Here is a 12749-nt window from a genome sequence, read left to right on the forward strand (position 1 = left end):
GGGAAACCGAATGGAATCTGGGCCGAAGGACCGGCTACAAATTGCCAACGTCAGCCGCCGACGGTTCCTCACTGGCCTCGCTGGAGCAGCAGCGCTCGTGATAGCCGCCCGATGGGACCTGGTAGAAACCGCCGAAAAACGGAAATACGGTGCCGAAGGTATGCCCGGTGGCTATACCGACAACCCGAACGTGTTCATTCACATCGATCCCGATGGCACAGTCACCGTCGTCAATCACCGCTCCGAAATGGGCCAGGGAATTCGTACCAGCAATGCCATGGTTATTGCGGATGAACTCGGGGCTGACTGGGATCGGGTCAGGGTTAAGCAGGCCGAGGGCGATCACAGCGTTTACGGCAATCAGTACACGGAAGCTTCCCGAAGCATGCGCCAATGGTTCGACCCATTACGCCGGGCCGGCGCCGCCGCGCGACAAATGCTTGAACAGGCGGCAGCAGATCGGTGGCAGGTCCGCCTCAGTGAGGTAAAGACCGGTGTCCACGAGGTCTGGCATGAACAATCAGGGAGAAAACTTGGGTTCGGCGAGCTGGCAGAAGCCGCCCGCACTCTGGAGGTACCCGATCCTGCCTCGCTGATTCTCAGGGAAGATCACGAACTTCGCTTTATTGGCAGGGAAAGCGGCCTGATCAACGGCGTGCTTGAAACGTCCCGTCCCAAAGCCATTGATGGAGAGGGCATTGTCTCAGGCACTGCAGTCTACGGCGCCGATGTCCCGTTTGATAACCCCCTGTACGCAGTTATTGCTCGCCCTCCTGTGTACGGAGCAGAGCTGGGAAGATTCCATGAAAGCGACGCGCTGAACGTTCCCGGAGTGCTGAAGGTCGTGCGGATCGAGGGCGCGGGATTGCCTGCGGCGTTCAATCCTCTGGGCGGGCTAGCGGTGGTGGCGACGAATACCTGGGCTGCCATGCAGGGCCGGAAAGCCCTGAAGATACACTGGGACTATGGCCCTGCGGAGGACAACCGCTCATACACGTCCTCCGCCTACCGGGAAATACTTGAGGCGCGTGCTCAGATTCCAGGAGAGGTAATCCGGAAGGAAGGCAATTTCAGCAAGGCAATGGAAGGCGCCCACCAACGCATCTCAGCCACCTACTACATGCCCCATCTGGCTCAGACGCCGATGGAGCCCCCTGTAGCCACCGCTCGAGTCCAGAAGGGGAACGCGGAAATCTGGGCCCCCACACAGAACCCACAGGCCACTCGCACCAAGGTGGCGGAACGATTAGGGCTGGATGTGACCAATGTGACCGTCAACGTTACCCTGCTCGGGGGCGCGTTTGGCCGCAAGGCAAAACCGGACTTTGCGATTGAAGCCGCTGCCATTGCCCAATGGTTTGAGGGCCGGCCGGTAACCTTGCAGTGGACACGCGAAGATGATCTGCAACACGGCTACTACCAGACGGTATCCCTGGACCACCTTGAAGCAGGCCTGGATGAGCGTGGCCGTGCGACTGCGTGGCTGCACCGCTCATTGTCGCCCAGCACCATGTCCCTGTTGAAAGCGGATTTCGAGCACAAGTCCAAAGTTGAACAGGGCATGGGGTTTAACACCACTCCTTTCGATATCCCCGCCATTCTTCTTGAGAACCCTCCTGCGACCGCTCATGTCCGTATTGGCTGGATTCGCTCCGTATACAACCTGCCCCACGCCTGGGCTATTCAAAGCTTTGCCCATGAGCTGGCCATAGCCGCTGGCAAGGACCACAGGGCATTCCTCCTTGAGATGCTGGGGGAAGACCGAAAAATCTCCAACCGTTCGGTGGGTGACACCTACAACTACGACGAAGACCCCGCGATCTATTTCATCGACACCGGACGCATTCGGGGCGTGATTGACCGTGTTGCAGCCGAGTCGGGCTGGGGCAAGGAGATGCCCCGGGGACGCGGGCTCGGTCTCGCCTTCCATCACAGCTTTGGCTCCTACGCTGCGGTCGTGTTTGATGTTGAAGTGAGCGAGGGAGGCTCATTGACCATTCACCGGGCTGACATTGCCTTCGATTGCGGGCCCCAGGCCAATCCTGAGCGGATTCGGTCGCAACTGGAGGGCGCATGCATCATGGGTATTGGTGTCGCGCTTCTTAACGAAGTCAGCTTCGAGAATGGCGTCGCCCAGCAAGACAATTTCGATCGCTACCGGATACCGAGGATGAACAACGCCCCCAGAGAGATCCGAATCCATCTGGTGGAGAATCCGGATGAACCCATGGGCGGTGTTGGTGAACCCGGTTTACCTCCCGTTGCGCCGGCCCTGGTTAACGCGATCTACGCCGCGACCGGCAAGCGAATCCGAAGACTGCCCGTTGGAGATCAGCTCAAGGGTTAAGCCTTTTTCGGCCCGCCCCCCGGTTCCCTATCCTACGTTCCCGTAGACATCTCTTGCTGGTTCTTCACGTTTTTCGTCATTGGCGTTTGCCGGGCTCGCAACTACATTGAAGGTGATCAAATCCGCTAACCGTTCAACCGTCGAGAAGCTCTATGGTTACCCTCAACATCAATGGCGAGCAATACGAACTGGATGTTCCCGATGACATGCCCTTGCTCTGGGCAATCCGGGATGTCGTTGGGTTAAAAGGAACAAAATTCGGATGCGGCATCGCCCAGTGCGGCGCCTGCACCGTTCACATGGATGGCACCGCGATCCGATCTTGCACCACTCCCGTTTCCGCCGCGGCTGGTGAAATCACAACCATTGAAGCCATGGAGCAGGACCCGGTTGGGAAACGGGTCCAGCAGGCGTGGCTTGACCTGGGTGTCGCCCAGTGCGGCTACTGCCAGGGCGGCCAGATTATGAACGCCACCTCCCTCCTCAAGCAGAATTCCGCACCCAGTAAAGACGAGATTATCAATGCCATGGCCGGCAACCTTTGCCGTTGCGGCACCTACAATCGCATTCTCGTTGCGATCGAACGCGCAGCCGGCGGGGAGGAACAGGCATGACTGTTGATACCAAAGACCCGGTGCTCCTTGCCAACGTCAGCCGCCGCCGGTTTATGTTGGGGGTGGCCGGCGGATCCGCACTGGTCCTTGCCGCCCGGTGGGACTGGGCACACGCCAACACTGAGGAAGAACAGAAATATGGTGCAGCCGGCATGCCTGGTGGCTGGACCGACGATCCGAATGTGTTCATCCAGATTGATGCCGACGGCACCGTTACGCTTGTTAATCACCGTTCCGAGATGGGCCAGGGTATCCGCACCAGTGTCGCAATGGTCATGGCGGACGAACTGGGCGCCAACTGGGATCAGGTCAAAGTGCAGCAAGCCGTTGGCGATCACAGCCGCTACGGAAACCAGAATACCGACGGTTCCCGCAGTATGCGGCACTGGTACGGTCCTCTGAGGCGAGCTGCAGCGGCTGCGCGCCAGATGCTCGAACAGTCCGCCGCAAACCAGTGGCTGGTGCCAGTCGAGGAGGTCAGGGCCGGTGTTCACGAGGTCGTCCACGAACCATCCGGCCGTACGCTCGGCTTCGGTGAACTGGCAGAAGCCGCCAGGGGACTGGAAGTACCTGATCACACCAGCCTGAAACTGAAATCCGATGGCGATCTGAGATTCCTGGGTAAGGAAACGGGAATCATCAACGGAGAGCTGAAATCCGCCTTTCCGAAGGCGATTGATGGTGAGGATATTGTTTCCGGAAAAGCCGTATTCGGCGCAGACGTTGACGTGGGTGACCGCCTTTACGCGGTGATTGCCCGCCCCCCGGTTTATGGCGCCACGCTGAAGAACTTTGACGATGCCGCTGCACTGAAGGTGCCAGGCGTGAAAAAGGTCATGTCCATTGAGGGCACCGGCCAACCGGCCGCTTTCAAGCCACTCGGAGGCGTGGCTGTGGTAGCCACTAACACCTGGGCTGCAATAAAAGGGCGTGAAGCACTGAGCATCGACTGGGACAACGGCCCGGCCGAGGATAACAGCGCCTACACATCCGGCTCATACCGTGAGGCGCTCGAAAAACGGTCCCAATCTCCCGGCAAGGTCATCCGGGAAGAAGGCGACCTTGCCAAGGCTATGGAATCCGCGGCCCAGAAAGTATCTGCGACCTATTACATGCCGCACATGGCGCAGGCCCCCATGGAACCCCCGAACGCCACCGTTCGTATCGAGAAAGACAGGGCCGAAGTGTGGGCTCCGGTACAGAACCCCGAAGCCACCCGCAACACCGTTGCCGAAAGACTCGGCTTCGACCCGGCCAACGTCATCGTGAACGTCACCCTGCTCGGAGGCGGTTTTGGCCGCAAGTCCAAGCCAGACTTTGCCATAGAAGCGGCAAGCATTGCCCAAACCTTTGAAGGCCAGCCAGTAACCCTGCAATGGACGCGGGAAGACGACCTTCAGCACAGTTACTTCCACACCGTGTCGGTAGACCATCTGGAAGCCGGTCTCGATGAGAATGGCAAGACCATAGGCTGGCTGCACCGTTCCCTCTCCCCCAGTATCAGCTCACTGTTCGCGCCCGATCCGGAACACAAGGTCGATTTTGAGCTGGGCATGGGCCTGAACACCACGCCATTCAATATCCCTGCCTTGCAGCTGGAGAATCCGCCGGCCTCTGCGCACGTTCGTATCGGCTGGTTCAGGGCCGTGTACAACCTGCCCCATGCCTGGGCTATCCAGAGCTTTGCCCACGAGCTTTCAGTAGCCGCAGGACGTGATCACCGGGACTATCTGCTTGAACTGCTCGGAGAGGATCGAAAAATCCCCAATCCTTCGGTGGGTGACACCTGGAACTACGGCGAAGATCCGGACATTTACACCATTAATACCGGGAGAATGAGAGGGGTAATCGAGCGGGCAACGGACGAAGCCCGCTGGGGAAAAGAGCTGCCCAAGGGTCGAGGTATGGGGCTCGCGTTCCACCACAGCTTTGTGTCCTACACAGCGGTCGTTTTCGATGTCGAGGTGGATGACGCCGGCGAACTGATTATTCATCGCGCGGATATCGCTTTCGACTGTGGGCCGCAGGCCAATCCCGAGCGGATTCGTTCCCAAATGGAAGGGGCATGCGTGATGGGGATTGGCATTGCGCTACAGAACGAAATCTCGTTCCAGGACGGCGTGGCTCAACAATCCAACTTCGATCGCTATCTGCTCCCCCGAATGACGGAAGCACCCCGGGAAGTGCGCGTTCATCTGGTTGATAACCCAGATGTACCCATGGGCGGGGTTGGTGAGCCGGGCCTGCCACCGGTTGCGCCGGCCCTGGTGAATGCCATCTATGCTGCAACCGGTAAGCGAATCCGAAGCTTGCCGGTGGGAGATCAGTTGAAGGCTTGAGAAACGTTTCGTCGATCTACCCGGGGCCGCAAGGCCCCTGCTTTTTCTTTCTTACGATAGCTTGCTACCTAGCTGAGCTGTAAACTATGTCGCTGACCTCCATTCACACGCACCCGTCACCGGCATGAACCTGTCAACCATTTTCCTTCAGACCCTCGAAACCACCCTGCCCGTGTTCGTGATGGTATTCATTGGCATCGGCTTACGCCGGATCGGATGGATCGACGGTGCCTTCGTAAATACGGCTTCCGGGCTGGTGTTCAAGGGAACCCTGCCAACACTGGTATTTCTCGGAATAATCCGGGCCGACCTTCAGACCACCCTCAACCCCGGATTATTGCTGTTTTACGCCCTTGCCACCCTGGCCGGGTTCGGGTTTGCCTGGCTGTGGGCGCTCTGGCGCGTTCGGCCGGAAGATCGTGGCGTGTATGTTCAGGGTGCGTTTCGCGGGAACTGCGGTATTGTCGGCCTGGCTCTGGCCGCCAGCCTTTACGGCGATTACGGGCTCTCCGCCGGGGCCCTGCTGCTCGGACTGGTGATCGTGGCTTACAACGTTCTCTCGGTGATCGTACTCACCGCCTATCGTCCGGGACAGTCCGCGAGCTGGAAGAAGATCCTTCGGGATATCGCCAGAAATCCGCTCATCCTGTCCGTGGTAGTAGCCATCCCGTTCGCCTGGTTCGAGGTGCAGCTACCCAGCTGGGTGCTGACCTCCGGTGACTACTTCGCTTCCCTTACCCTGCCTCTGGCCTTGTTGTGTGTGGGCGCGACCATTTCACTCACTTCCATCCGGGCGGATACGGCAACCGCCGCCAGCAGCAGCATGATGAAGATGATCATTTTGCCAGTACTCTGCACCGGGGCCGCCTGGCTTTTGGGTTTCCGTGGCGAGCAGCTCGGGCTGATGTTTACCTTCTTTGCCAGTCCAACCGCTGCCGCAAGCTTTGTGATGGTGAAGGCACTTGGCGGCAACGAAAAGCTCGCTGCCAACATCATTGCCCTGACGACCCTGATGGCCAGTGTAACCGTGACCCTTGGGGTATTTGCGCTTCGAAGTGCCGGCGTGATCTAGACGCCCAGCTCCTCAATCGCGGCAAACCCGCATTCACATCCGGACAGATAGCCGGGTCCGAACAGATTATAGTGATTGAGGTAATGGTACAGGTTGTAAATCGCCCGCTTCTGGTCGTAGACAGCCGTGCGTGGCAAACACCGATCGTAGGCGCGGTAAAACGCCTCTCCGAAGCCCCCGAACATTTCCGTCATGGCCACGTCCGCCTCACGGTCCCCGTGATAGACCGCCGGATCGATCAGCCAGGCGCCGGCATCATCAAACAGGACGTTACCGTTCCATAGATCACCATGCAGCAGGCTGGGATGCGAGCAATGGGCATCCAGCCAGTCCGCCAGCCCGGGACCGTATTCGGCAAGCCGATGGCTGAATCGTCGCTTAAGATTGGTATCCCGGATCTTATCCACCTGGTACTTGAGACGACGACCAACGAAAAAATCCCCCCAGGTTTCATGCCAACCATTGGGTTGAGGTGACAAGCCAATGTAGTTATCACTCTCCCAGCCGAACCGGGACTGCTCAACACTATGCAGCGACGCTAATCCCTCGGCCAGAAGCGCCAGTGTGCGTTCCTTAGCAGGACAAGGACTTATCTCCGCCATCTCAAGCCCTCTCTCACTCACAGAAAAGACGTCAGGAATCCGAACCGTCGAAACGCCAGCCTGTGTGAGGGCCGAGCGAAGGCTTTCCAGTCCTTCTGCCTCGCACAGCAAGGCATCCGCATAACCGGTGGTATTAATCTTCAGGTGTCGCTCCGCCATTACGTCCTGCCTCCTTGAGTCACTAACCTGAGCGAACTACAGTCGTTTTATAGACTGACATCCACCGCCTGGAGGGACAAACTATGGCACGCAAGCGCTGGCACTTGATTATTTCGGGCAAAGTTCAGGGTGTCTATTACCGTGCCTCGACAGAGTCCACTGCAAACGAGATTGGAGTTTCCGGTTTCGCCCGGAATCTGCCAGATGGCCGGGTTGAAGTCGTTGCAGAAGGTACCGAGGAGCAACTTACAAAGCTGCGTGAGTGGTGCGAGCAAGGTCCGCCAGCGGCCAGAGTCGACGACATAGAAATTGACAAGCTGGCCGCAACCGGGGAGTTTTCTGGCTTTGGAATCCGGCATTAGTTGAACAGGCTTCGACAATGCATGAAACGCGCATCGAAGTCGCTTGCCCCGAACCCCATCCGCTCTCAACAACGAACTCCTCTCGCTTAGTTACTGGCCTAGCCAGGCCTTCTCCAGCCACTTATAACCCGAGTGGAAATGTTTATCCCTGCTACACTTAAAACGGCATAGGAAGGAAGCATTAGGTAAAGGGATTTATCATGACGGAGAAGCCAGCCTCAGCAGCGATGCACCTGGGTCCCGGATTTCGCATTCGTGAATACCCATCCCGTCCACGGCGAGATATCAGCCAGAAGTTGGGTGAGTTTGAAACGGCCGATATTTCCGACCAGCTCAATCGCCTGTATACCCTGTCTCATGACATTCACAATCTGGTCAATGACCTTGGCTTTGCCGGGCCAGCCATAACGATCAAGGTGTTCCCGGGTGACAACCTGATGCTGCACAAGGCACTGGATCTCATTCAGCCCGGCGACGTGTTAGTGATCGACGCAGGCGGCTCCGACAGCAATGCAGTCATTGGCGATTTGATTGCCTCCAAGGCAAAACACAGAGGTGCAGCCGGCGTTGTTGTCGACGGCCTGGTTCGAGACATCAAGGGATTAAAAGAAGTCGGGTTGCCTGTGTTCGGCAAGGGCATCTCACCCATTGGCCCTCTCCAGAGAGGCCCCGGTGAAGTCAATTACGCGATCAGCTGTGGCGGCATTGTTGTCAATCCAGGGGATATTGTGGTCGCCGACATGGCCGGTGTTGTTATTGTCCGGCAAGAATTCGCAGGCGACCTGCTCGCCCATCTGGAGCACTCCAGGGAACAGCGTGCAGAATACGAGGCCAGTGTCCGACGTGGTGAATTTAACAATGAGTGGGTCGACCAGGTCCTCGACAGCAGCAACTGTCTAAGGGAGTAACAGTTGTGAGAAACGTGTCGGCGCTACCTGCGCTGCGAATCAACAAGCCACTACTGTTGCTCGGTGGCCGGGAAAACACCCTGTCGGTGACGAGAAGCCTCGGGAAAAAAGGGGTTCCTGTCTATGTGATGGCGCCGAAAAACTGCGCAGCGCACTATTCACGATACTGCAGAAAAAGCTGGGTTGTCCCCGAGGGAACGATTGAGGAAGATTTTTATCGGCAGCAATTGCTTGAGAGTCACATTCCCACGGAGCTGTCGAACGCCCTTGTTTTCACCTGCAGCGACCGAGCCATCACGTTTGTCGCTCACTTTCAGAATGAATTAAAAAATCGGTTTGAACTGGAGATTACGCCGCCCGAGCTCCACAACTCCCTGCTGGACAAGCAAACAACACTGGCTATGGCCAAGGAAGCCGGCTGCGACATTCCCGCCTACTGGCACATCGAAACAATCTCGGATATTGAGCGGCACATTACTTCGATTACCTTTCCAGTGCTGATCAAACCCATACACTCCCATAAATTCGAATCAGAGTTTCGCGTAAAACTTCTTCTTGTGAATGGACCAAAAGAGCTGTTCAGGCAGGCTGAACGAGTTCTCTCTGCCGGCATCGCCTTCATGTTGTGCGAGCACATTCCGGGCCCCGATAGCTTGCTGAGCAGTTATTACACTTATATTGACGACGACTCGAAAGAGTACTTTGCCTTCACCAAGCGAATCATCAGACGTTCACCCAAAAACTTTGGCCGGGGCTCCCTGCATGCAACCCAGTGGTTACCTGAAACGGCTGAAGCCGGCCAGCGCTTTTTCCGGGGTATCAATTTCAAAGGGCTGGGTAATGTCGAGTTCAAGCGGGATCCCCGTGACGGCAAACTGAAAATCATCGAGTGCAACGCCCGGTTCACCGCCGCTCAGGAACACGTCCTTCAAAGCGGCGTCGACATTGCCGAGTTAATATACCGACACCGGACGGGGCAGGAATGCCAGGAGATTGAGGGGTACCGTGAGCACTTGTATTACTGGTACTGGGATGATGATTTTGATGCGTACAGGGACCTGAGAAAATCCGGTGAGATAACGTTTTTTGAATGGTTTCGTAGCTGGCAACATCCCAAAGTGTTTCCCTACTGGTCCTGGGTCGATCTTCCGCCCTTCCTGTTTATGTTCAAAAAGAACGTAATGCCCCGCTTTTCCAGAATTTTTACCAGCAGGCCCGCTCGTTAATGACAGTATCCACCCGCGCCCTACGTAGCTTTATTGTCGATGCCCTGGTGACCGCCGGTGCCGATTGGCAAGAAGCTGAAACGCAGGCTGATATCATGGTCTGGAGCGACGCCATGGGCCGGGATACGCAGGGCGTCTGGCGGTTGCCCATGATGGTGGAGCGACTGCAGAACGGGTTACATACTACGCCTGTGTCGCTCGAATTCGAGGAAGTGGCGCCGTCTTTGTGCAGGGTCGATGGTCAGGCAGGCCTTGGCTATGTGGTCGCCACACAAGCCATGGATAAAGCTATCGACCTGGCTGCTTCCCAGGGCATTGGGTGCGTGGCTGTGGCGAACAGCAGCCATCTTGGTGCTGCGGGTTATTATGTTTTTCAAGCCGCCGAGCGACAGATGGTGGGGCTGTGTTTCAGTAACTCCATTCCCAGGGTGGTGCCTCCCGGCGGAACCGGGAAAGTATGGGGCACCAATCCCCTTGCTATTGGCTGTCCACGACAGAATGGCCAGCATGTTTTGATTGATATGGCCACGGCAGCCACAGCCGGCTCAACTATGACCAAGGCAGAACAGGCAGCCCAACACAGTGGCGGAAAGGGAAATCGTGGAAGCACCCTGCAGCCTGATCCTTTTCCCCCGGGTGGCACCAGCCCCATGGCGGGCGGCAAAGGTTTTGCTCTTGGCTTTGCGGTGGAATTACTGAGCGCCCTGATCACAGGCGCCGGAATCACTCACGAACTGCGTTCGATGCATAACGACATGTCTGGCCCTGCCGGAAACGGCCATTTGATGATGGCTATCCATATCGAAAGATTGATGAGCCTCGATTGCTTTTATGCACGTCTTGAAGGAGTGATTGGTGAGATTCATCAGGCCGGTGGGCGAGTCCCCGGCGAGCTTCGATGGCAAACCTATGGGGCCCTGACGGAACAAGGTATTGAGCTGGAGCCGTGGCTTTTGGACCAGTTATCGACGATAGCCGAAGAGCATTCACTTCCCTTGCCTTGGTAGTCGGTGGCCATAGTCAATGGTTGTGAGCTGAAGCTGTTTTGTTCGGAAATGTGCCCCTGCCTCTCGTTTGGGCAATAAAAAACCCCGTCATTTCTGACGGGGTTTTTGTATTGGCGGATACGGAGGGATTCGAACCCTACAGGACGGAAGGAAAGAAAAGGAATAGCTAGTAATTTCAGAACCTTAAAATCAGGAAACTGGAACCGGTCGGACCTTTTTGGACGAAGATTCGCCCCAATCTTGCCCCAAATTCATGATTGAAATACCCCACCCTCGGCCACCCAATACCAGCACTAAATCAAGCTGAAATCCTCCCTGCTCCAACTCAAAATGACGCCGCCACCCAAGAACGAGGAAGATCAACCCAACCAATACCGTTAGCTCCATATAGCCCATTTAAAAAACACCTGATACGAATCAACGTACCGGCAGGTACTCATTCTGACCAACCTTTTTTCACCCCTGTACTCTAGTGATCAATCAATCGTAAGAAATCCAATAGCACATTATATAGAGTCACCTTAGACTATTCTTTTTTCTCATCTTTACCCTTTCTACTTCTCTTAATGCTCTTTAATACAATTTTAAGCGGGTGATCCACATACCTAACAATATCGATGATTTTCGAATAATCGTACTCTTTCGGCTTCATGCTGTGCGAAACCCACCCATACAACAAAGCCAAAAAAAGCACCGACGCCAACATATACCTAACTATTTTCATAAATACACGTTTAAGCGTATCTAGCGGTCCCAGATCGGACCGTAAAATTAATAAAAAAAACCAGATGCAAAAAAGGAGTGAAAAAGCAAAAACTAACCGCCCAAAATAAAAAGCCACCGTTAATAACGAAATAACCCCAATAGCAAAAATAAAAAACTCAATGTAAGCAATCTTTCTTGTATTGGCTTCGAGCGGCGCATCTAGATTTTTTGGTATTTGTATACTATTAATACTTTCAGCTTTCTTCGAGGAAAGAGAACTCCCAACAGCGCCCCCCAAAAAAAATCCCAAAAGCAAACCAGGCCAACCAAATCGAAAACCAATTACTGAAAAAAACACCGCAAAAATTGCGGCTAGAATCGAATGTCGAGCCACCAAAAAAAATGCAGCCACGAACAAAACCAAGAAAAGGTAGCCCACAATAATCCACACTCAGCACGATCCAATTTCCCTATTAGATGAATCTTAGCAGCGCATTTCTCCTAAACCGCCCAAAGCCCCAAGCATTTATCAAAACCCGGTGTTGGTTCACATACGCCCCTCCAAGGAGGTATGAAATCAAAACGCTCAGCAGACTTATCCTGCTCTAAGAGGAAAATTGCGTCACAACACCCCTCCCATCATTTCTCGGTCAAATTGCCAAAAATCCGCGTTTAGACAACTGGACATCACCAAATCAGTTTTTGATACTAGCCTCATAATCCAGGCATAGTCTGGGCGTGTAGCTGGCTCGCTTGATGAAACAGCAAGATTAATAATTGCCGTCGACATTCGACAGGCACGAGGTAGCTCAAGCTAACCTTCCAACGCTATTCAGCAACCCGGCAAATAAAGCGTTTGCCCCCTTCCGCAAGAGAAATGGCCCATCATAGTGTTGTTTTTTGCAGGCCGCAAAACTCGAAGCACTGGAGTTTGCTCCAGCCGCCCTGCCTGAAGGGAGCCCTTGCCTGCTGTCGAAAACGGACACGGTGATTGGCTTCTACAGAACAGAACATAATCGCTGCCGGCGGATTCTCCGAAAGTGCGGAATCCCCTGTTTCCGTGAACTCAGCGCCGGCTTTGCAAAGGACGTTTAAGAAGCAATTGTTCGGGGCAAGTCCCCACTCAGAGGGCCGATCGGTGATCGCGTGCTTGATCGGATTGCCCGAGAGATAGTGGCGCGCCTACTTGGGGCCACGGACGTTACCACGCTTGATCATCCTACATTGGAGGGTACTAATGGATGTCGGTAACATTGTTCTTCGAATTCGCTGGAAGGAAAACACCTCATCGAAAACCAAAGAGCAGAACATCAAACGGATTGAAGCCATAATGTAAACACCCCTGTTTCAGTTGCACCGCTGATTAGAGTTTTCCGCCCGTTGGTGTTTCGCCAGGTATTCCCATGGC

At 55.2% G+C, this 12749-nt stretch carries 10 protein-coding genes; 8 read left to right on the plus strand and 2 right to left on the minus strand.

From position 1 onward, the window contains the following. The first annotated feature begins 10 nt into the window (after positions 1-10). The 4 genes from K8I84_RS05450 (at position 11) to K8I84_RS05465 (ending at position 6372) form a co-directional block, all read left to right on the plus strand. Positions 11-2347: a xanthine dehydrogenase family protein molybdopterin-binding subunit gene (locus K8I84_RS05450; RefSeq protein ID WP_223793691.1), complete on the plus strand. Its 2337-nt coding sequence runs from the start codon at positions 11-13 to the stop codon at positions 2345-2347. 152 nt (positions 2348-2499) lie between these two features. After that, complete coding sequence (locus K8I84_RS05455) at positions 2500-2961, plus strand: (2Fe-2S)-binding protein (protein WP_223793692.1); 462 nt, start codon at positions 2500-2502, stop codon at positions 2959-2961. Further along, complete coding sequence (locus K8I84_RS05460) at positions 2958-5300, plus strand: xanthine dehydrogenase family protein molybdopterin-binding subunit (RefSeq protein WP_223793693.1); 2343 nt, start codon at positions 2958-2960, stop codon at positions 5298-5300. Before K8I84_RS05455 ends, K8I84_RS05460 begins: the two co-directional genes overlap by 4 nt. 124 nt (positions 5301-5424) lie before the next feature. After that, positions 5425-6372, plus strand: coding sequence for an AEC family transporter (locus K8I84_RS05465; protein ID WP_223793694.1), 948 nt, complete (start codon positions 5425-5427; stop codon positions 6370-6372). On the opposite strand, the gene K8I84_RS05470 is transcribed toward K8I84_RS05465, so the two are convergent. Next, positions 6369-7133 carry a fructosamine kinase family protein gene (locus tag K8I84_RS05470; RefSeq protein WP_223793695.1) on the minus strand — a complete coding sequence of 255 codons (765 nt, stop codon included), beginning with the start codon at positions 7131-7133 and terminating at the stop codon, positions 6369-6371. The two genes, K8I84_RS05465 and K8I84_RS05470, sit on opposite strands and share 4 nt — an antisense overlap. A gap of 83 nt (positions 7134-7216) precedes the next feature. Here K8I84_RS05470 and K8I84_RS05475 point away from each other — a divergent pair, with 83 nt between their 5' ends. The 4 genes from K8I84_RS05475 (at position 7217) to K8I84_RS05490 (ending at position 10636) form a co-directional block, all read left to right on the plus strand. After that, positions 7217-7495, plus strand: coding sequence for an acylphosphatase (locus tag K8I84_RS05475; RefSeq protein WP_223793696.1), 279 nt, complete (start codon positions 7217-7219; stop codon positions 7493-7495). 200 nt (positions 7496-7695) lie between these two features. Next, on the plus strand, positions 7696-8403 hold the full coding sequence (locus K8I84_RS05480; protein WP_223793697.1) for an RraA family protein: 708 nt from the start codon (positions 7696-7698) through the stop codon (positions 8401-8403). A 5-nt stretch (positions 8404-8408) separates the two neighbouring features. Then, positions 8409-9629 (plus strand): hypothetical protein, encoded by a 1221-nt coding sequence (locus K8I84_RS05485; protein WP_223793698.1) that lies wholly within the window; start codon positions 8409-8411, stop codon positions 9627-9629. Continuing rightward, a complete protein-coding gene (locus K8I84_RS05490) occupies positions 9629-10636 on the plus strand; it encodes an Ldh family oxidoreductase (protein WP_223793699.1) in 1008 nt (335 codons plus the stop codon). The genes K8I84_RS05485 and K8I84_RS05490 overlap by 1 nt, the downstream gene beginning before the upstream one ends. Positions 10637-11162: 526 nt before the next feature. Here the strand turns inward: K8I84_RS05490 and K8I84_RS05495 are convergent. Beyond that, positions 11163-11792 carry a hypothetical protein gene (locus K8I84_RS05495; RefSeq protein ID WP_223793700.1) on the minus strand — a complete coding sequence of 210 codons (630 nt, stop codon included), beginning with the start codon at positions 11790-11792 and terminating at the stop codon, positions 11163-11165. Positions 11793-12749 lie beyond the last annotated feature (957 nt).

The organism is Marinobacter sp. F4216 (genome assembly GCF_019931195.1).
Classification (GTDB): Bacteria; Pseudomonadota; Gammaproteobacteria; order Pseudomonadales; family Oleiphilaceae; genus Marinobacter; species Marinobacter suaedae.

Coding starts and splice junctions, on each gene's coding strand:
- K8I84_RS05450 (WP_223793691.1), top strand. CDS start 11: ATGGAATCTGGGCCGAAGGACCGGCTACAAATTGCCAACGTCAGCCGC.
- K8I84_RS05455 (WP_223793692.1), top strand. CDS start 2,500: ATGGTTACCCTCAACATCAATGGCGAGCAATACGAACTGGATGTTCCC.
- K8I84_RS05460 (WP_223793693.1), top strand. CDS start 2,958: ATGACTGTTGATACCAAAGACCCGGTGCTCCTTGCCAACGTCAGCCGC.
- K8I84_RS05465 (WP_223793694.1), top strand. CDS start 5,425: ATGAACCTGTCAACCATTTTCCTTCAGACCCTCGAAACCACCCTGCCC.
- K8I84_RS05470 (WP_223793695.1), bottom strand. CDS start 7,133: ATGGCGGAGCGACACCTGAAGATTAATACCACCGGTTATGCGGATGCC.
- K8I84_RS05475 (WP_223793696.1), top strand. CDS start 7,217: ATGGCACGCAAGCGCTGGCACTTGATTATTTCGGGCAAAGTTCAGGGT.
- K8I84_RS05480 (WP_223793697.1), top strand. CDS start 7,696: ATGACGGAGAAGCCAGCCTCAGCAGCGATGCACCTGGGTCCCGGATTT.
- K8I84_RS05490 (WP_223793699.1), top strand. CDS start 9,629: ATGACAGTATCCACCCGCGCCCTACGTAGCTTTATTGTCGATGCCCTG.